Genomic DNA, 18,514 nt, shown 5'->3' on the forward strand with positions numbered 1-18,514 from the left:
GGACATGGATGACACAATCCTGGAGACAAAAGGCCTCACCAAGGAGTTCCGCGGATTCGTCGCGGTCAATGGGGTCGATTTGCGTATCAAGCGGGGGCAGATTCATGCCTTGATCGGGCCTAACGGCGCGGGCAAGACTACGTGCTTCAACCTGCTTACCAAGTTCTTATCTCCCACGTCGGGAACCATCAAGTTCAACGGCATCGACATCACCGGCGAGCGCCCTGCGCAGATCGCCCGGCGCGGCGTGATCCGTTCGTTCCAGATATCGGCGGTGTTTCCGCACCTGACCGTGCTGGAGAACGTGCGCATCGGCTTGCAGCGCAAGACCGGCCTGTCGTTTCACTTTTGGCAAAGCGATAAGCGACTGGCGTCCTTGAACGAGCCGGCGCGCGCGTTGCTGGAACAGGTGGACCTGGGCGCCTTCGCGGACGAGACCACGGTCAACCTGCCGTATGGCCGCAAGCGCGCGCTGGAAATCGCCACTACGCTGGCCATGGAACCCGAGTTGATGCTGTTGGACGAGCCCACGCAGGGCATGGGCCACGAAGACGTCGACCGCGTCACTCAACTGATCAAGCGCGTCAGCGCCGGCCGAACGATTCTGATGGTGGAACACAACATGAACGTCGTGTCCTCCATCGCCAACACCATTACCGTGCTGGCGCGCGGGTCGGTGCTGGCCGAAGGCACGTACGCCGAAGTCTCGCGCCACCCCGCCGTGATGCAGGCCTATATGGGCACCACCGACGGCGAACTCCAAGGAGCGCACGCATGAGCACCCCGGCACTTGAAATTTCGGGCTTGCAAGCCTGGTACGGGGAATCGCATATCCTGCACGGCGTGGATATGCGCGTGGCGCAAGGCGAAGTCGTCACGCTGCTGGGCCGCAACGGCGCCGGCCGTACGACCACGCTGCGCGCCATTCTGGGCCTGACCGGCACACGCAAGGGGTCGGTGCGCATACACGGCACCGAAGCCATCGACCTGCCGACCTACAAGATCGCGCACCTGGGTGTGGGTTACTGCCCCGAGGAACGCGGCATTTTCGCCAGCCTGTCCTGCGAAGAAAACCTGCTGCTGCCGCCCGTCGTGGGCTCGCTGGGCGGGGGGATGTCGCTGGCTGAAATCTACGACATGTTTCCCAACCTGCAAGAGCGCCGGAATTCGCCGGGCACGCGCTTGTCGGGCGGTGAACAACAGATGCTGGCGGTGGCGCGCATCCTGCGCACCGGCGCCAACCTGCTGCTGCTGGACGAGATCTCGGAAGGACTGGCCCCCGTCATCGTGCAGGCGCTGGCCCGCATGATCACGACGCTCAAGCAGCGTGGCTACACCATCGTCATGGTGGAACAGAATTTCCGCTTCGCCGCGCCCTTGGCCGATCGCTTCTATGTAATGGAGCATGGCCAGATCGTGGAGCATTTCGAAGCCGCGGAACTTTCAGAAAAACAGGACACGCTCAACGAACTGTTGGGCGTCTAAAACAACCTGTCATCCGCCGGAACCCCGGCAACACAACACCGTAGGGAAGAGGAGTCATCCCATGAAGCTGCACACCATCACTGCTGCACTGGCCATGGCGGGCCTGGGATTTGCGGGGGTAACCGCCCACGCGCAAGGTATCTCCGACGATGTCATCCGCATCGGCTTCATCACCGACATGTCGGGCGTGTATTCCGACATCGACGGCAAGGCCGGGCTGGACGCGATCCGCATGGCAATCGAAGACGCCGGCGGCAGCATCAACGGCAAGAAGATCGAAGTCGTCTCGGCCGATCACCAGAACAAGGCCGACGTTGCTTCGGCGCGCGCGCGCGAATGGTTCGACCAGCAGAAGGTCGACGTCATCGTCGCGGGCACCAATTCGGCCACCAGCCTGGCCATGGCGGCCGTGGCCGCTGAAAAGAAGAAGCCGTTCATCGCGGTGGGCGCGGGCGCGTCCGACCTGACAAACGCGCAATGCTCGCCCTACACCGTGCACTACGCCTACGACACCGTGGCGCTGGCGCGCGGCACCGGCTCGGCGGTGGTGAAGGACGGCGGCAAGAGCTGGTTCTTCCTGACGGCCGACTACGCCTTCGGCCACGCCTTGGAACGCGACACGATGGCGGTGGTGAAAGCCGCTGGCGGCGAGATCAAGGGCCAGGTGCGCGCACCGCTGGGCGCGTCTGACTTCTCGTCCTTCCTGTTGCAAGCGCAAGCGTCCAAGGCCCAGATTCTGGGCATGGCCAACGCGGGCGGCGACACCATCAACACCATCAAGGCCGCCAACGAATTTGGCGTGACCAAGACGATGAAAATGGCCGGTCTGCTGGTCTTCATCAACGACGTGCACTCGCTGGGCCTGCAAGCCACGCAAGGCATGTACCTGACCGACGGCTGGTACTGGGACCAATCCGACGCCTCGCGCGCCTGGTCCAAGAAGTTTGAAGCCAAGGTGGGCCGCAAGCCGTCGATGCTGCAAGCCGGTGACTACTCGTCGCTGTCGTTCTACCTGAACGCCGTCAAGGCCACCGGCACCGACGACGCCGACACCGTCATCAAGTGGATGAAGTCGAACAAGATCAACGACTTCTTCACCCAGGGCGGCTATGTGCGCGAAGACGGCCGCATGGTCCACGACATGTACCTGATGCAAGTGAAGACCCCGGCCGAATCGAAGGGCCCGTGGGACTACTACAAGGTCGTGGCCACGCTGCCCGGCGACGAGGTCTACACCAAGTTGTCCGAATCCACCTGCAAGCTGGTCAAGAAGTAATCTCGGCTCATGTGACCCCAGGGTGCGGCCCGGCGCGGGCCGTGGCCGCACCTTGAATTCGCTCACTTTTATCCGTACGCGCAGGATTTTCACAAGATGACTGACCTTTTCGGCATCCCTATACAGGCCTTGTTTGGCCAGCTATTACTGGGCCTGGTCAACGGTTCCTTCTATGCCATGTTGTCGCTCGGGCTTGCCGTTATCTTCGGGCTGCTGAACGTCATCAACTTCGCGCACGGCGCGCTCTACATGCTGGGCGCGTTCATCGCCTGGATGGGGCTGTCGTACCTGGGGTTGAACTACTGGGTCATGCTGATCCTGGCGCCGCTGGTCGTTGGGCTGTTCGGCATATTGATCGAAAAATTACTGCTCAAGCATCTGTACAAGCTTGATCACCTTTATGGGCTGCTGCTGACCTTCGGCCTGACGCTGTTGATCGAAGGCCTGTTCCGCAGCTTCTACGGCGTGTCGGGGCAACCGTACCCGACGCCCGAGGCATTGCGCGGGGCGACCAACCTGGGGTTCATGGTTCTGCCGAACTATCGCGGCTGGGTGGTGGCGGCGTCCGTGGTGGTGTGCCTGGCGACCTGGTTCGTGATTGAACGCACCCGCCTGGGCGCCTTGCTGCGCGCCGGGACCGAAAACCCACGCCTGGTCGAAGCCTTCGGCGTGAACGTGCCCCGCATGATTACGCTGACGTATGGCTTCGGGGTGGCGCTGGCGGGCTTTGCCGGTGTGCTGGCCGCGCCGGTCTTGCAGATCTCGCCGCTGATGGGTTCCAACCTCATCATTGTCGTGTTCGCCGTGGTCGTGATCGGCGGCATGGGGTCCATCATGGGCGCCATCGTCACCGGTCTGGGCCTGGGCGTGATTGAAGGACTGACCAAGGTGTTCTGGCCCGAGGCGTCCAGCACCGTGGTGTTCATCATCATGGCCATTGTTCTGTTGATCCGCCCGGCCGGGCTGTTCGGAAAAGAAAAATGAATCGTCAATTCCTGGGCTATGCGGTATTGGCCGTCGTGGTGGCCGCTCTTCCCTTTCTGGGGGTGTACCCGATCTTCGCCATGAAGATCATGTGCTACGCGCTTTTCGCCTGCGCATTCAACCTGCTGCTGGGCTTTACCGGGCTCTTGTCGTTCGGGCACGCCGCCTTTCTGGGCAGCGCGGCCTATGCGGCCGGGCACGCGATGAAAGTCTGGGGCTTTCCCACCGAAATCGGCTTGCTGTTTGGGGTGGGCGTGGCGGCGCTGCTGGGCCTGGCGATGGGCGCCATCGCCATCCGGCGCAGCGGCATCTACTTCGCCATGATCACGTTGGCGCTGGCGCAGATGGTGTTCTTCTTCTTCCTTCAGGCCAAGTTCACGGGTGGTGAAGACGGCCTGCAAAGCGTGCCGCGCGGCACCTTGCTGGGGCTGGTGGACCTGTCCAAGGACATCAACCTGTACTACCTGGTGATGGCCATTTTCGTCATCGGCTACTTCATCATCTGGCGCACGGTGAATTCGCCGTTCGGCCAGGTGCTGCAAGCGCTGCGCGAAAACGAACCGCGCGCCATTTCGCTGGGCTACGACGTCGACCGCTTCAAGCTGCTGGCCTTTGTGCTGTCGGCCGCGCTGGCCGGGCTGGCCGGGGCCACCAAGACGCTGGTCTTCGTGTCCGCCACCCTGTCGGACGCCACCTGGCAGATGTCGGGCCTGGTCATCCTGATGACGTTGATCGGCGGCCTGGGCACCTTGACCGGGCCGATCCTGGGCGCCTTCATCGTGGTGCTGCTGGAGAACAAGGTGGGCGACTTCGGTCAGATGATGGCCAGCCTGACCGGCGTGGAATGGTTCCTGCGCCTGGGCGAATCGGTGACCATCGTGATCGGCCTGATCTTCGTTATCTGCGTACTGGCGTTCCGGCGCGGCATCGTGGGCGAGGTCGGCGCGTTCATCGACAAGCGGCGCGCTGCCCGAGCCTGATCCTTCTGCTGTCCGTCTTTCCTTCGGGGCCGCATCGCGCGGCCCCGATTGCATTGGGCGCCGGCGCTATGGCTCGTACAATAAAACGCACCCAACCCCACAGGTGCCTGACCATGCGCAATCTGCATCCGCTCGCCCCCGTTCTTGGCGCAATCTCGCTGGCCACCGCGCTGGCCTCATCCTTCATTGCCCCCGCCGCCAATGCCGCCCCCGCCTCCGCCTCATCGGCCACTTGCGAGGTCGACCGCCCCATCCGCTTCAGCGGCTTGAACTGGGAGTCCAACCTGGTGCTGGCCGGCATTGAGCGATACGTGCTTGAACACGGTTATGGCTGCAAGACCACCGTCGAAATCGGCGAAACGCTGCCCATGCTGGCCGCCCTGCAACGCGGCGACGTGGACGTCACGCCGGAGGTCTGGCCCGGCCAGATCGAGGGCGCCTGGAAAAAAGCCTTGGCCAGCGGCAAGGTGCTGGGCGTGGGCCACGTGTACGACGCGGGCGAAGGCTGGTACGTGCCCCGCTATACGGCCGAGCGCCACCCGGACCTGAAGGCGGCATCCGACTTGGCCCGCTTCAAGGAAGTCTTTGCCGACCCCGAAGACCCCGGCCGTGGCCGCATCTATGGGTGCCCGGCGGGCTGGGCCTGCGGCACGCTGAACGACAACCTGCTGCGCGCGCTGAAGCTGGACAAGGACTACGCGCTGTTCGCGCCCGGCTCGGGCGCTGCCCAGAAGGCGGCCATCGTGTCGGCCTACAAGCGCAAGCGCGATATCGTTTTCTATTACTGGACGCCCACCTCACTGGTCGGCGCGCTGGACCTGGTCAAGCTGCAACTGCCCGCGTTCGACCAAGCCGCCTACACCTGCATGACGGACCCCAAGTGCACCAACCCCGTGGCCACCGAATTCAAACCCAACCCGGTGGTGACCGGCGTAAACGCGGCCTTTGCCAAGCAAGCGCCGAAGGTCACCGAATTCCTGACCAAGCTGACCGTGCCGGACGACGCCATCAACGCCACGCTGGGCTGGCTGGAAACCGAGGGCAAGGAACCCGAGGACGCGGCGCGCTATTTCCTGAAGCAATACGGACCCGTGTGGCGGCAATGGGTGCCGGCCGACGTGGCCGAGCGCGTGCAGGCGTCGCTGGCGCGCGAATAAGCGCCCGTTCGCGGCCGGCTCCTCATGTATCCTGACGTTTCGGCGCCGCTGCCGCGCCACCCCAATTCGAGTAAAGGAAGATAGACATGGACGCCCTGTATTGGCACAACGGTCACTGGACCACCGACAACCCCAAACTGCTGGGTCCGGCCGACCACGCCTTCTGGATGGCCAGCATGGTGTTTGACGGCGCCCGCGCATTTCGCGGCCTGACGCCCGACCTCGACCTGCACTGCCAGCGCGTCGTGCGATCCGCCGAAAAAATGCTGATGAAGCCGCAGATCAGCTGGGAAGAGATCCAGAAGCTGTGCCTGGAAGCCGTATCCCGATTCCCGGCCGGCACCGAGCTCTACATCAAGCCGATGTTCTACTGCGCCGACGGCTTCCTGCTTCCGGACGCTGACAAGACGAAGTTCGTGCTGCACGTGTTCAAGGTGCCCATGCCCGGCGAACAAGGCTTTTCCGCCTGCTTTTCCAGCTACGCCCGCTCTTGGCCGAACATGGCGCCCACCGACGCCAAGGCGTCCTGCCTGTACCCCAACGGCCAGCGCGCCATTCGCGAAGCCGCCGACAAGGGTTTTGACAACGCCATCATGCTGGACGGCGCGGGCAACATCGCCGAATTCGCCACCAGCAACCTGTGGATCGCCAAGGATGGCGTCGTGTCCACGCCGGTGGACAACGGCACCTTCCTGAACGGCATCACACGCCGTCGCGTGCTGACGCTGCTGAAGGCAGATGGCGTCGACGTGCAGGAACGCAGCCTGACCCGCGCCGACATCGAAGCCGCCGACGAAGTGTTCTCGTCCGGCAACTACGGCAAGGTCGTCCACGTGAACCGCGTCGAAGACCGCGCGCTGGAATACGGCCCGATGGCCCGCCGCGCGCACAAGCTGTATATGGACTACGCGGAAAGCACCGGCCGCAAATAAGCCCGCGCACATCTGGCGCCATCGCAGTCAGCCAGATAAAAGGAAAGGCGCGTAGGCTATTGGGCTTTGGACCGTCAGGCGAGCCAAAGCCCATGCACAGCAGACGCGATTTCCTGCGCAACAGCGCCGCCCTTGCCGGGGCCAGCAGCGCCCTGGCCTTGTTCCCCGCCGCCATCCGGCGCGCGCTGGCCATCCCGGCCAATCAGCGCACGGGCACGATCCGCGATGTAGAACACATCGTGATCTTCATGCAGGAAAACCGGTCGTTTGACCACTACTTCGGCGCGCTCGCCGGGGTGCGGGGGTTTGGTGACCGCTTTCCGATCCCGGTGCCTGACAGCCCCGACCATCAACATCGCACGGTCTGGGCGCAATACAACGACAAGCCCGACGAAGGCGCTCCGCGCACGGTGCTGCCCTATCGGCTGGATACGCAAGAAGCCTTTGAAACCGTGCGCGTGGCCAGCACGCCGCACACCTGGTCCAACGCGCAAGACGCCTGGGATGCCGGCCGCATGGGCCGCTGGCCCGCCGCCAAGAAAAACCATTCCATGGCGTACTACGAAGCGGCCGACATGCCGTTCCAGTACGCCATGGCGCGCGCGTTCACCGTTTGCGATGCGTATCACTGCTCGTTCACGGGCGGCACCAACACCAACCGGCTGTTTGTCTGGACAGGCACGAACGACGGCGCGGGGCGCGGCAACGGCCCGGCCCTGGGCAACGTCTATAACAAGCTGACGGGCGGCGACCCGGCCGGCGCCTACACCTGGACCACCTACCCGGAACGGCTGGAGGCGGCCGGCGTCAGCTGGCGCATCTACCAGGACATGGCCGACAACTATTCGCTGAACCCCACCGCCGGCTTCAAGGCCTATCGCGACGCCTATCACGGCGTGCCGGGCTCTTTGGCAGCGCTGAAGGACAAGGCGCTGACCACACGCGGCCTGGACCTGTTGCGCCAGGATGTGCTGGACGGCAAGCTGCCGCAGGTGTCGTGGATCTGCGCCACCAAGGCCGGGTCCGAGCATCCCAGCCCGTCCAGCCCGGCGCAGGGCGCGGACTACACCGCCCGGGTGCTGGACGCACTGACCGCCAACCCGGAGGTCTGGAGCAAGACCGTCCTGCTGCTGATGTTCGACGAGAACGACGGCTTCTTCGACCACATGCCGCCCCCTGCCCCACCATCGCACGATGCCGGCGGCGCGCTGGCCGGTGCGTCCACGGTCGATACGCAGGGCGAATACCACGAACGCATCACGGGTGTGGAAAAGGACGACACCCCCGCGCACCTGCACGGCGTGTATGGGCTGGGGCCGCGCGTGCCGATGTACGTGCTGTCGCCGTGGACCAAGGGGGGCTGGGTCAATTCGCAAGTGTTCGACCACACCTCGGTGCTGCGCTTTGTTGAACAGCGCTTCGGCGTGGCCGAACCGAACATTTCCGCATGGCGCCGGGCCGTGTGCGGAGACCTGACATCGATCTTCGACTTCGCCACGCCCAACAACAACGACGACCTGCTGCGCGCCTTGCCCCCTACCGCCGAACGCGCGGGAAAAGCGTCCGCGCTTGCCGGCACGATAATTCCGCCGGCGCCCGCGCAGCCCGCGCTGGCGCGCCAGCCTGGCGGCACGCGGCCGTCACGCGCGCTTCCCTACGCGCTGCATACGCATGCGCGCATCGACGGTGATCAGATCTTCTTGCAGTTCGACAATGCCGGGGCGGCCGGCGCGGTTCTGCACGTCTACGACCGCTTGCGCCTGGCCGACGGGCCGCGTCGGTACACGCTGGAAGCGGGCACGCGCCTGCAAGGGCAATGGCCGGCAGCGCAAGGCGACCGCCGCTACGACTTGTGGGTGCTGGGGCCTAACGGTTTTCATCGCCACTGTACGGGCCGCGCCGCGCCGGATGCGCCGCCAGCGTTGGACGTCACGGCTGCCTACGCGGGCGTCGGTGCATCGTTGCAGGTGTCGGTACGCAACCCGGGCGCCACGCCACGGGCATTCCGCATCGAGGCCAATGCCTATGACTTTCCGGGTAAGACCTCGGCCACGTTGGCCGCGGGCGAATCAGCAAGCCTGTCCTGGGACATGGGGGCAAGCGGCGGCTGGTACGACATCACGGTGCACGACGAAGATGACCCGTCTTTCACGCGCCGATTGGCGGGCCGCATTGAAACGGGTGCCCCGTCCACGTCCGACCCCGCCATGGGGCAGGCGTTGATCCTGCATTGGAAACCGGCGGCCTGACGGCGCGGTGCGGAACAAGCCTGTGCGCAAAAAAAACCGGGCGCCGGCCTGAGCCGGCGCCCGGTTTCATGTCAGCAAAGGCGGCCGGGCCTATTCTTTCTCGGCGCCCTTGCCCAGGCCCAGATAGCTTTCAATGACCTTCGGGTCGCCCGCCAATTCGCGTGCCGGGCCGTGCAGAATGACCTCGCCCGTTTCCAGCACGTAGCCGTAGTCGGCCACTTGCAACGCCGCGCGGGCGTTTTGTTCGACCAGCAGAATCGCCACGCCCGTTTCCCGCAAGCGCGCGATGATGTGGAAGATCTCGCGCACGATACGCGGCGCCAGGCCCAGGCTGGGCTCGTCCAGCATCAGCAGGTTGGGTTTGGCCATCAGCGCGCGGCCCACGGCCAGCATCTGGCGTTCACCGCCCGACAAGGTGCCGGCCTGCTGGCCGCGCCGCTCGCGCAGGCGCGGAAACAGGTCGAACACTTCATTAAGCGTGTCGCGCCAGCCGGCCTCACGGGCGCGGTAACGGCGAAAGCCGCCCAGCAGCAGGTTGTCTTCAACGGACATGGTGCCGAACAGTTCGCGGCGCTCGGGCACCAGCGACATGCCGGCAGCCACGCGCTTTTCGACTTGCCAACCGGACACATCGGCGCCCGCGTAGTGCACGGTGCCGGCGGCATGACCAGTGTGCGGCAGCGACCCCATCATCGCGTTCAGCATGGTGGACTTGCCCGCGCCGTTGGCGCCGATCACGGTCACGATGCTGCCGGCGGGCACGGTCAGCGACGCGCCAACCAATGCGCCGACCTTGCCATAACGCGCCGACAGATTGCTGACTTCCAGCACGGGCGATTGCGTCGCGCTCATTGCACACCTCCTGCCGAGACCGGCTTGGCCTGGTCCGCTTCGGGCAGGTCGTCATCGATACCGCCCAGATAGGCCTCCAGCACCGCCGGGTTCTTTTGCACGTCGGCCGGCACGCCTTCAGCCAGCTTGGTACCGAAATCCATTACCACCAGATGGTTGGTCAGGCGCATCACAAAATCCATATCGTGTTCGACCAGCAAAATGCTCATGCCTTCCGAGCGCAGTTGCTCCAGCACGCGCGCCAGGTCTTGTTTTTCCTTGTAGCGCAGGCCGGCGGCGGGTTCGTCCAGCAGCAGCAAGACCGGGTCGGACGCCAGCGCCCGCGCAATTTCCAGAATGCGTTGCTGGCCCAGCGCCAGGTTGCCCGCCTGTTCGTACAGGTATTCGCCCAGGCCCACGCGCTTGATCTGTTCGGCGGCTTCGTGCAGCAGCTGCGCTTCACGGGCACGGTCCGAATGCAAGGCGCCGGCCAGCACGCCCACGTCAGAACGCAAGTGCGCTCCCAAGGCCACGTTTTCCAGCACTGTCATGCCCGGCAGCAACTGCACGTGTTGGAACGTGCGCCCCACGCCCAGCTTGGCGATCTCGCGCGCGGAACGATTGTCGATGCGCTGGCCCATGAACGTGACCTTGCCACGGGTCACGGGCAGCACGCCGCTGATCAGGTTGAACGTGGTGCTCTTGCCGGCGCCGTTGGGGCCGATAAGACCCATGATTTCACCGGAACGGACCTTGAACGTAATGTCGTTGACCGCGACCAGGCCGCCAAATTCCTTGCGGATGGCATCCACTTCCAACACCACCTGCCCGGCTTCGGGACGCATGCGCGTCGGCAGCGCGGGCGCCGACGCGGGCGGCGCCAGATTGCGGCGCGAACCATCCGCGCCGGTGATGCGGCTCCACCAGGTGGCCAGGATGGGCCAGAGACCGTTGCGGGCGTATTGCAGCATCAGGATCAGCAGCACGCCAAAGACGATCATTTCAAAGTTGGCGTTGGTGTCCAGCAGCTTGGGCAACCAATTCTGCAATTGGTCTTTCAGCACCAGAATGACGCCCGAGCCCAGCAAGGCGCCCCACACGTAACCCGCACCGCCCACCACCGCCATGAACAGGTATTCAATGCCGTAGTTCACGCCGAACGGGCTGGGGCTGACGGCGCGCTGCATGTGCGCGTACAGCCAACCCGAAACGCAGGCCAGCAAGGCTGCCCAGACAAAGATCACGACTTTGTACGCCGCGGTGTTCACGCCCATGGATTCGGCCATGCCGGCGCCGCTTTTCAGCGCGCGGATGGCGCGGCCCGGCCGCGAATTAAGCAGGTTGCGGGTAGCCCACAGCGCCAGCAGCACGAATACCCAGATCAGGTAATAGATGTTGCGGCCGCTGGCCAGCGACACACCGAAGATGCTGATGGGTTCGATGCCGGCAATGCCGTCATGCTTGCCCAGCCAGTCGATATTGCCGAACAGGAAGTACAGCGACAGGCCCCAGGCGATGGTGCCCAGCGGCAGGTAATGGCCCGACAGGCGCAACGTGATCGCGCCCAGCAGGTAGGCCACCACGGCGGTCAGCACCAGTCCGGCGGGCAAGGCCAGCCACGGCGACACGTCGTATTGCGTCGTCAGGAAGGCGGTGGTGTAAGCGCCCAGGCCCACGAACGCGGCCTGGCCGAAAGAAGTCAGCCCGCCCACGCCGGTCAGCAGCACCAGGCCCAGCACGACCAGGCTGGCCAGGCCAATGTAGTTAAGTTGCGTCACCCAGAATTCGGGCGTGACAGGCACCAAGGGCAGGCCCGCCAGGACGACGATGAAGACGGCAAGCAGAATGCGGTTCATGGCGTTTATTCCTCTTCGTCCACGTGATGGGTGCTGAACGAACGCCAGACCAGAACCGGGATAATCAAGGTAAAGACGATCACTTCTTTATAGGCGCTGGCCCAGAAGGACGAGAAAGATTCCAGCACGCCGACCAGCAGCGATCCGGCGGCGGCCACGGGGTAGCTGGCCAGGCCGCCGATGATGGCGCCCACAAAGCCCTTCAGGCCGATCAGGAAGCCGGTGTCGTAATAAACGGTGGTAATAGGCGCGATCAGCATGCCGGACATGGCGCCGATGGCGGTTGCCAGCGTGAACGTCAGGCTGCCTGACATGGTGGTGCTGATGCCGACCAGGCGCGCGCCGCGGCGGTTGACGGCGGTGGCGCGCAGCGCACGGCCGTACAAGGTCTTGCCGAAGAACAACCACAGGGCGGTGATCAGCAACGCGCAGGTGGCAACCACGAACAGGCTTTGCGCGGACCAAGTCATGAAGCCCAGGTCAACTTGCCCACTGACGAACGCCGGGGTGCGCCAGCCTTCGGCGCCGAAGAACACCAGCGCCAGGCCGGTCAGCGCGAAGTGGACGGCAACCGAGACAATCAGCAGCACCAGCACGGTGGCTTCAGCCAGGGGTTGATAGACGATGCGATAAACCATGGGGCCCATCGGGATCACCAGCAACAACGTCAGCAGCATGTTCAGCCACAGCGAGTTGTCGGGGCCGATGTAGCTTTGGGTCACCCAGAACAGCGCCAGCGGCAGGACGACGCAGGTGACCAGCGTTTTGGGCAGGCCAGCGAAACTGCGGGTCCGCAAGCCGCGCACCAGTTCCATCGCCAGGCACAGGGCGCCCAGCAGCGGCAGCAGGTAGGCGGTGCCCGGCATCTTTCCGTCGACCAGCATGGCCAGGGTCAAGGCGCCAAACGCCACGAACTCGCCCTGGGGAATGAAAATGACGCGCGTAACGGCAAATACCAGCACCAGCGCCATGCCCAGCAGGGCATAGATGGCGCCGTTGACGATACCGTCTTGCAGCAGGATCAGCGCAATTGAGGAATCCATCTAACAACCTTATTGATTCTTGGTGTTCCGGCCCCGCCCGGGACACTGATACGACACACCGGCCGGAAAGGCCGGTGCGAAGCATTGCTCGGGTGCCGCAAGACACGCACCGTCAGGTGGCGCGGCCTTGCAAGGCACATCCGTGGATCGGGCAATCCGAAGGGAATTACAGGCCGGGCTGATAGACCCACTTGCCGCCTTCAACCTTGACGATGACGCGCGAACGCTCGTCAAAGCCGGCGTGGTCGGTAGGCGACATGTTGAACACGCCTTGCGACGCGGCCAGGTCCTTCACGTTTTCCAGCGCATCGCGCATGGCGGCGCGGAATTCCGGCGTGCCGGGCTTGGCGCCCGTCTTCAGCGCGACGGGCACCGCGGCCACGACCAATTGGCCGGCGTCCCACATGTGGCCACCGAACGTGTTGGTGGAGTTGGCGCCGTTAGCCTTTTCGTAGGTTTCAACATAAGCCAGGGCCGACTTCTTGACCGGGTTGGAATCGGGCAGTTGGGCGGCCACCAGCAGCGGGCCGGCCGGCAGGAACATGCCGTCGCAGTCCTTGCCGCAAACGCGCAGCACGTCGTTGTTGGCGGCGCCGTGGGTTTGGTAGATGGTGCCGCCGTAGTTGCGGGCCTTCAGTTCCTTTTGCGGCAGCGCCGACGGGGTGCCGGCGCCGGCGATCAGGATGGCGTCCGGCTTGGCGCCAACCAGCTTGAGCACCTGACCGGTCACGCTGGTGTCGGTACGGCTGTATTTTTCGATGGCGACGATTTCAATGCCCTTGGCCTTGGCGGCCTTTTGCATCACGTCCAGCCAGCCGTCGCCGTAGGCGTCGGCAAAGCCGATGAAGCCCAGCGTCTTGACCTTGGACTTGGCCATGGCGTCGGCCAGGGCACCGGCCATCAGCGCGTCGTTTTGCGGGGTCTTGAACACCCAGCGGCGCTTGTCGTCCACGGGTTCAACGATCTTGGCGCTGGCGGCCACGCTGATCATCGGCACCTTGGCTTCGGCGGCCACGTCGACCATGGCCAGCGAGCCCGGCGTAACCGACGTGCCGATCAGCACGTCGACCTTGTCGTCGGTGGCCAGCTTGCGCGAGTTCTTGACGGCTTGCGTGGTGTCGGTGGCGTCATCCAGCACGATCCATTCGATCTTCTGGCCAGCCACTTCCTTGGGCAGCAACGCCACGGTATTGCGTTCGGGGATACCCAGCGACGCAGCGGGGCCGGTGCTGGACACCGTGACGCCGACCTTGACCTGCGCGCTTGCCAGAAGCGGCACGGCCAGGGCGAAAGCGGCAGCCGCCGCGGACAAGCCGAAGTGCTTGCGCATATTTTTTGTCTCCTGTGGTGGCTCTTATGTGCCTCGATCGAGGCGAAGCGAGCCTAGTTAAAGTTATACAGAAAAAAATATTATAGGGTTAAAACAGTATCAGATGACGTCACGCAACTACGGTAAATCCCTGATGTGCTATGGAAACCTTGTTTCAGCAAACGCATTCGTTAATGGCGAACTTGATGGCGAACTTGTACTAGAAAAACTTTCAGCGCGTCAGTTGGGGGATTCCCTTGTAATGGGCAGCATGCCCCAAAGCGCCTTGCCGGCCGGTTACCTTACTGTCACCTTGCACTGACAAATCTGTCAGCGGCCCAAGGTCAGCGGCCCAACATCGGCCACACCCGTTCCACGCGCGATGCCACCCAGGCGGCGATCACGGCTTTGATCAGATCGCCGGGCAGGAACACCGCTACAGCCGCCGCCGCCTTGGGCAGGCCCATCTTGGTCACCGAGGCCAGCCACGGCACGCCAAAGGCATAGACCACCACAATGCCGCCGACCCCGCAGGCCACGACATACGCGCCCACCTTTGCCCAACCGCGGTTGGCCCGGCCCACCAGCGTGCGGGTCAGCCAGCCGACGACAAATGCGCCCACCACCATGCCGACCAGAAAGCCGCCCGTGGGGCCCATGAATGCGCCCAACCCGCCCCGGCCGCCCGGCAGCACCGGCAGGCCGATCGCCGCGAGCAGCAGATAAAGCAGGCAGGCCAGCGCGCCGCGCACCGGCCCCAGCATGGCGCCGGCCAGCATGACGCCGAGCGTCTGCAAGGTGATCGGCACCGGAATGCCGGGCAGCGGTATCGGCGGGATCAGGCTCAGGACGACGACCAGCGCGGCGAACAGCGCAATCAGCACGGTGTTATGGGATTTCATGGCATTACCTATTGGGTGGGGTGGCAGCGCGCGGCTCAGGGGCTGCGCGCGTCGATGGCTTCGGCCACTTCCTGGGCGCGCTTTAATGTCAGCACGATCAAGGGCACGATCAGGGCAACCGGATGGGCGCCCAAGCCGCGCGCCGCCTGGGCCTCGCGGATTTCCTGAAAATTGCGCCAGATCTCAGGCACGAACCGCAAGGCCAGCGCCAGCGCCAACGCCACCTTGCCGGCATCGACCAGCCCGATCCGCTCGAACGGCATCAAGGCCCGTTCGCAGACGGCGATCAGGTCCGACGTGCGCGTGGCCAGCGTGACGGCCAGCGCCAGCCCCACCATCGCGCCCACTCGCAGCACGACGGCCAGGGCGTCGATCGGCCCCTGGAATACGCCCGTGAAAAGCGCCACGGCCAGCAGCACCCACAGCAGCCCGCGCACCTGGCGCCAGACGGCGGCGGGCGACACGCCCGTGGACCAGACCAGAATTGCCGAAACGGTAAACGCCGCGCCCAGCCCACGCGGGTCGCGCAGCATGAACAGCCCCGCCCCGGCGGCCACCAGCGCCACCAGCTTTACCCAGGCAGGCAGCCGGTGCAGCGGACTGCGGCCGGCGACGTAAAGAGGTTCCATCATGCGCAGTGCTCCCGGTACCAGCGCAAGGCCGCCGCGGGCGCGTCATCGGCGGCGATGACGCCGTCGCGCACGACCAGCACCCGGTCAAAATCTTCCAGCAGGTCCAGGTCGTGGCTGACGACCACGGCATCGTGGGGCAGCGCCGCGATCGCGTCGCGGACCCGGTTGCGGTTGCGCAGGTCCAGCTGCGTGGTCGGTTCGTCAAAGACGACCAGCGCCGGCGCCATGACCAGCACGGCCGCCAACGCCACCAGCTGCCGTTCGCCGCCCGACAGCGTGTGGCTGCTGCGGTCGGCCAGATGCCCGACCCCCAGCGCCTTCAGTTGGCTATCGATGCGCGATTCGCGCAGCGCCTTGTCAGGTTCCAGCCGCTTCAGGCCGAACGCCAGGTCTTCGCGCACGATGGGAAAGACGATCTGATTTTCCGGGTTCTGGAATACAAAGCCCACGCGGCGGCGCACCGCCTTCAAATCGTGCCGGGTATCCAGCCCATCCACCCGGACACTGCCCGAGGACGGCAGCACCAGCCCGTTCAGCAGGCGCGCAAGCGTGCTCTTGCCGGCGCCGTTGGGTCCGACGATGCCGATGCGGCGCTCGGCCAGCGTCGCGCTCACCCCACGCAACACTTCTGCCTGGGGCGTGGCCACTACCGCCTGGTCAAACTCGATTAACATGGGGCGGGATTATGCCCGAACCATTTCGGGCATCGGGACTCCAAGAGCTGATATGGAAAAAGTACGCAAATCCGACGCCGAATGGCGCGCACAACTTTCCCCCGAAGAATACGTGGTCACCCGTGAAAAGGGTACCGAACGCGCATTCACCGGGCGTTACTGGAATACGACCACGCCGGGCATCTACCGCTGCGTGGGTTGCGGCACGGCCCTGTTCGCATCCGACACCAAATTCGACGCCGGCTGTGGCTGGCCCAGCTATTTCCAGCCGCTGGACCCTGAACTGGTGCGCGAAGAGCGCGACGTCAGCCACGGCATGGTTCGCACCGAAGTGCTGTGCAATGTATGCGACTCGCATCTGGGCCACGTCTTCCCCGACGGCCCTCCGCCCACCGGGCTGCGCTATTGCATCAATTCCCTGTCGATGACGTTTGAACCCATAGAAGACTGAATGAAGAAGTTTCTGTTCGACCTGTTCCCGCTGTTCCTGTTCTTCATTGCCTATCGGTACACGGACATCTTCATCGCCACGGGCGTTGCCATGGCGGCGGCCGTGTTGCAGATTGTGTGGCTCAAGCTTACCGGCCGCGCCACCGAGGCCATGCACTGGATCAATCTGACGGTCATTCTGGTTTTTGGCGGCGCCACCATCTGGCTGCACAGCGATGTCTTCATCAAGTGGAAACCCACCGTGCTGTATTGGCTGTTTGGCGGCGCGCTGCTGATTTCCCGCTGGGTGTTCGGCCGCAACCTGATCCGCCGCCTGATGGAAAAGCAGATCCAACTGCCGGACGCCGCCTGGGACAAGCTGAACCTGGTCTGGGCAGCCTTCTTCCTGGTCGCCGGTGCGCTGAACCTGTATGTGGCGTTCTCGGGTCATTTCACCGAATCGCAATGGGTCAGCTTCAAGGCATTCGGCCTGATGGGCCTGATGGTCGTCTTTGTGATCGGCCAGTCAGTGTGGCTGGGCAAACACATCCAGACCGACGAAACCGCCGGTTCCGGCACGCCGCCGGGCAAGCCCTGACGCGCCAGCCGCCCGACCACACGGTCCAATCATAGGCGCGCCCACTGCGGTGGGCGCGTCGGAACTTTCATGTAGCCGCCATGTCCGACAACACCGATCGCATCACCCTGATCCGAGAGCGCCTGGCCGCCCTGGAACCTGTAACGCTGGACATCCTGGACGACTCCCATTTGCATGCCGGCCACGAAGGCAGTAAAAACGGCGCCGGCCACTATCGCGTCCACATCGTAGCGCCTTGCTTCGCGGGGCTCTCCGCCGTGGCGCGACATAGGCTGGTGTATCATCATTTGCAAGATTTGATCCCCTATCCGATTCATGCGCTTGCGCTAGATGCCCAGGCTCCCAAATAGAAAGTAAAAGGATATTCATGAAACGCATCGTCATGCTGGCTGCGGCCTGCGTCATCGCCGTGCCCGCTTTCGCGCAAAACGTGGCCACCGTCAACGGTAAGGCCATTCCGCAAAAGAATTTGGATCAATTCGTCAAGCTGCTGGTCAGCCAGGGCGCGACCGATTCGCCGCAATTGCGCGAACAGGTCAAGCAAGAAATGATTAACCGCCAGATCTTCGTGCAAGCCGCCGAATCCAGCGGCATCGCCAAGCAAGCCGACGTTCAAACCGAAATCGAACTGGCCCGCCAAGGCATTTTGGTGCGCGCCCTGATGGCTGACTACCTGGCCAAGAACCCGGTTTCGGACGCCAAGGTCACCGCCGAATACGAGAAGATCAAGAAGGAACAAGCCGGCAAGATGGAATACAAGGTCCGTCATATCCTCGTCGAAGACGAGAAGACGGCCAATGACCTGCTGGCCCAGATCAAGAGCAACAAGAACAAGTTCGACGACCTGGCCAAGAAAAACTCCAAGGACCCCGGCAGCGCCGAAAAGGGTGGCGATCTGGGTTGGGCTCCCCCGACCAACTACGTGCAGCCGTTCGCGCAAGCCGTGACTCAGCTCAAGAAGGGCGAACTGGTCGACAAGCCGGTCCAAACCCAATTTGGCTGGCACATCATCAAGGTCGAGGACACCCGCCCGGTGGAATTCCCGCCGCTGGATCAAGTGCGTCCGCAACTGGAAGAAATGCTGCGCCAGCAAACCCTGGCCGACTACCAGAAGCAACTGCGCGACAAGGCCAAGATCCAGTAAGCCTGCCCTGCGCCAAAATCGAAACTGCCCGCT

At 64.0% G+C, this 18,514-nt stretch carries 19 protein-coding genes; 12 read left to right on the forward strand and 7 right to left on the reverse strand.

Annotation, left to right across the window (positions count from 1 at the left end; translation table 11 throughout):
- Window positions 1–4: 4 nt before the first annotated feature.
- The 8 genes from V6F88_RS16150 (at window position 5) to V6F88_RS16185 (ending at window position 9,063) form a co-directional block, all read left to right on the forward strand.
- Window positions 5–778 carry an ABC transporter ATP-binding protein gene (locus V6F88_RS16150; RefSeq protein WP_046802574.1) on the forward strand — a complete coding sequence of 258 codons (774 nt, stop codon included), beginning with the start codon at window positions 5–7 and terminating at the stop codon, window positions 776–778.
- On the forward strand, window positions 775–1,485 hold the full coding sequence (locus tag V6F88_RS16155) for an ABC transporter ATP-binding protein (protein WP_332610698.1): 711 nt from the start codon (window positions 775–777) through the stop codon (window positions 1,483–1,485). The genes V6F88_RS16150 and V6F88_RS16155 overlap by 4 nt, the downstream gene beginning before the upstream one ends.
- A gap of 61 nt (window positions 1,486–1,546) precedes the next feature.
- Window positions 1,547–2,761: an ABC transporter substrate-binding protein gene (locus tag V6F88_RS16160; protein ID WP_332610699.1), complete on the forward strand. Its 1,215-nt coding sequence runs from the start codon at window positions 1,547–1,549 to the stop codon at window positions 2,759–2,761.
- Between the two features lie 96 nt (window positions 2,762–2,857).
- Window positions 2,858–3,745, forward strand: a complete 888-nt coding sequence (locus V6F88_RS16165; RefSeq protein WP_104142996.1) for a branched-chain amino acid ABC transporter permease — start codon at window positions 2,858–2,860, stop codon at window positions 3,743–3,745.
- Complete coding sequence (locus tag V6F88_RS16170; protein WP_332610700.1) at window positions 3,742–4,725, forward strand: branched-chain amino acid ABC transporter permease; 984 nt, start codon at window positions 3,742–3,744, stop codon at window positions 4,723–4,725. Before V6F88_RS16165 ends, V6F88_RS16170 begins: the two co-directional genes overlap by 4 nt.
- A gap of 113 nt (window positions 4,726–4,838) precedes the next feature.
- The gene (locus V6F88_RS16175) at window positions 4,839–5,882 is read left to right on the forward strand and encodes an ABC transporter substrate-binding protein (RefSeq protein ID WP_332610701.1); all 1,044 of its coding nucleotides are present in this window, start codon (window positions 4,839–4,841) and stop codon (window positions 5,880–5,882) included.
- Between the two features lie 86 nt (window positions 5,883–5,968).
- Entirely contained in the window at window positions 5,969–6,814 is an 846-nt protein-coding gene (locus V6F88_RS16180) for a branched-chain amino acid aminotransferase (RefSeq protein ID WP_332610702.1), read from the forward strand.
- A 92-nt stretch (window positions 6,815–6,906) separates the two neighbouring features.
- Complete coding sequence (locus V6F88_RS16185) at window positions 6,907–9,063, forward strand: phosphocholine-specific phospholipase C (RefSeq protein WP_332610703.1); 2,157 nt, start codon at window positions 6,907–6,909, stop codon at window positions 9,061–9,063.
- A 90-nt stretch (window positions 9,064–9,153) separates the two neighbouring features.
- Here the strand turns inward: V6F88_RS16185 and V6F88_RS16190 are convergent, their stop codons facing one another.
- The 7 genes from V6F88_RS16190 to V6F88_RS16220 form a co-directional block, all read right to left on the reverse strand.
- Window positions 9,154–9,915, reverse strand: coding sequence for an ABC transporter ATP-binding protein (locus V6F88_RS16190; protein WP_046802568.1), 762 nt, complete (start codon window positions 9,913–9,915; stop codon window positions 9,154–9,156).
- Window positions 9,912–11,750 (reverse strand): branched-chain amino acid ABC transporter ATP-binding protein/permease, encoded by a 1,839-nt coding sequence (locus V6F88_RS16195; RefSeq protein ID WP_332610705.1) that lies wholly within the window; start codon window positions 11,748–11,750, stop codon window positions 9,912–9,914. Before V6F88_RS16195 ends, V6F88_RS16190 begins: the two co-directional genes overlap by 4 nt.
- 5 nt (window positions 11,751–11,755) lie before the next feature.
- Entirely contained in the window at window positions 11,756–12,793 is a 1,038-nt protein-coding gene (locus V6F88_RS16200; protein ID WP_332610706.1) for a branched-chain amino acid ABC transporter permease, read from the reverse strand.
- Between the two features lie 166 nt (window positions 12,794–12,959).
- On the reverse strand, window positions 12,960–14,123 hold the full coding sequence (locus V6F88_RS16205) for an ABC transporter substrate-binding protein (protein ID WP_046802566.1): 1,164 nt from the start codon (window positions 14,121–14,123) through the stop codon (window positions 12,960–12,962).
- Between the two features lie 323 nt (window positions 14,124–14,446).
- Window positions 14,447–15,004 (reverse strand): biotin transporter BioY, encoded by a 558-nt coding sequence (locus V6F88_RS16210; protein WP_332610708.1) that lies wholly within the window; start codon window positions 15,002–15,004, stop codon window positions 14,447–14,449.
- A gap of 35 nt (window positions 15,005–15,039) precedes the next feature.
- Window positions 15,040–15,636, reverse strand: a complete 597-nt coding sequence (locus V6F88_RS16215; RefSeq protein ID WP_332610710.1) for an energy-coupling factor transporter transmembrane component T family protein — start codon at window positions 15,634–15,636, stop codon at window positions 15,040–15,042.
- A complete protein-coding gene (locus tag V6F88_RS16220) occupies window positions 15,633–16,310 on the reverse strand; it encodes an energy-coupling factor ABC transporter ATP-binding protein (protein ID WP_332610711.1) in 678 nt (225 codons plus the stop codon). The genes V6F88_RS16215 and V6F88_RS16220 overlap by 4 nt, the downstream gene beginning before the upstream one ends.
- A 52-nt stretch (window positions 16,311–16,362) precedes the next feature.
- Here V6F88_RS16220 and msrB point away from each other — a divergent pair, with 52 nt between their 5' ends.
- The 4 genes from msrB (at window position 16,363) to V6F88_RS16240 (ending at window position 18,481) form a co-directional block, all read left to right on the forward strand.
- Window positions 16,363–16,761, forward strand: coding sequence for a peptide-methionine (R)-S-oxide reductase MsrB (msrB, locus tag V6F88_RS16225; protein ID WP_046802562.1), 399 nt, complete (start codon window positions 16,363–16,365; stop codon window positions 16,759–16,761).
- Entirely contained in the window at window positions 16,762–17,337 is a 576-nt protein-coding gene (locus tag V6F88_RS16230; protein ID WP_332610713.1) for a septation protein A, read from the forward strand. It begins immediately after the preceding gene.
- An 80-nt stretch (window positions 17,338–17,417) separates the two neighbouring features.
- Window positions 17,418–17,687 carry a BolA family protein gene (locus V6F88_RS16235; RefSeq protein ID WP_319303386.1) on the forward strand — a complete coding sequence of 90 codons (270 nt, stop codon included), beginning with the start codon at window positions 17,418–17,420 and terminating at the stop codon, window positions 17,685–17,687.
- A gap of 17 nt (window positions 17,688–17,704) precedes the next feature.
- Window positions 17,705–18,481 (forward strand): peptidylprolyl isomerase, encoded by a 777-nt coding sequence (locus V6F88_RS16240; RefSeq protein WP_054424114.1) that lies wholly within the window; start codon window positions 17,705–17,707, stop codon window positions 18,479–18,481.
- Window positions 18,482–18,514 lie beyond the last annotated feature (33 nt).

This window comes from Achromobacter sp. ESBL13 (genome assembly GCF_036668755.1).
Lineage (GTDB): Bacteria > Pseudomonadota > Gammaproteobacteria > Burkholderiales > Burkholderiaceae_B > Achromobacter.

Coding starts and splice junctions, on each gene's coding strand:
- V6F88_RS16220 (WP_332610711.1), bottom strand. CDS start 16,310: ATGTTAATCGAGTTTGACCAGGCGGTAGTGGCCACGCCCCAGGCAGAA.
- V6F88_RS16200 (WP_332610706.1), bottom strand. CDS start 12,793: ATGGATTCCTCAATTGCGCTGATCCTGCTGCAAGACGGTATCGTCAAC.
- V6F88_RS16175 (WP_332610701.1), top strand. CDS start 4,839: ATGCGCAATCTGCATCCGCTCGCCCCCGTTCTTGGCGCAATCTCGCTG.
- V6F88_RS16215 (WP_332610710.1), bottom strand. CDS start 15,636: ATGATGGAACCTCTTTACGTCGCCGGCCGCAGTCCGCTGCACCGGCTG.
- V6F88_RS16195 (WP_332610705.1), bottom strand. CDS start 11,750: ATGAACCGCATTCTGCTTGCCGTCTTCATCGTCGTCCTGGCGGGCCTG.
- V6F88_RS16230 (WP_332610713.1), top strand. CDS start 16,762: ATGAAGAAGTTTCTGTTCGACCTGTTCCCGCTGTTCCTGTTCTTCATT.
- V6F88_RS16210 (WP_332610708.1), bottom strand. CDS start 15,004: ATGAAATCCCATAACACCGTGCTGATTGCGCTGTTCGCCGCGCTGGTC.
- V6F88_RS16205 (WP_046802566.1), bottom strand. CDS start 14,123: ATGCGCAAGCACTTCGGCTTGTCCGCGGCGGCTGCCGCTTTCGCCCTG.
- V6F88_RS16170 (WP_332610700.1), top strand. CDS start 3,742: ATGAATCGTCAATTCCTGGGCTATGCGGTATTGGCCGTCGTGGTGGCC.
- V6F88_RS16185 (WP_332610703.1), top strand. CDS start 6,907: ATGCACAGCAGACGCGATTTCCTGCGCAACAGCGCCGCCCTTGCCGGG.
- V6F88_RS16165 (WP_104142996.1), top strand. CDS start 2,858: ATGACTGACCTTTTCGGCATCCCTATACAGGCCTTGTTTGGCCAGCTA.
- V6F88_RS16155 (WP_332610698.1), top strand. CDS start 775: ATGAGCACCCCGGCACTTGAAATTTCGGGCTTGCAAGCCTGGTACGGG.
- V6F88_RS16240 (WP_054424114.1), top strand. CDS start 17,705: ATGAAACGCATCGTCATGCTGGCTGCGGCCTGCGTCATCGCCGTGCCC.
- V6F88_RS16235 (WP_319303386.1), top strand. CDS start 17,418: ATGTCCGACAACACCGATCGCATCACCCTGATCCGAGAGCGCCTGGCC.
- V6F88_RS16160 (WP_332610699.1), top strand. CDS start 1,547: ATGAAGCTGCACACCATCACTGCTGCACTGGCCATGGCGGGCCTGGGA.
- msrB (WP_046802562.1), top strand. CDS start 16,363: ATGGAAAAAGTACGCAAATCCGACGCCGAATGGCGCGCACAACTTTCC.
- V6F88_RS16190 (WP_046802568.1), bottom strand. CDS start 9,915: ATGAGCGCGACGCAATCGCCCGTGCTGGAAGTCAGCAATCTGTCGGCG.
- V6F88_RS16180 (WP_332610702.1), top strand. CDS start 5,969: ATGGACGCCCTGTATTGGCACAACGGTCACTGGACCACCGACAACCCC.
- V6F88_RS16150 (WP_046802574.1), top strand. CDS start 5: ATGGATGACACAATCCTGGAGACAAAAGGCCTCACCAAGGAGTTCCGC.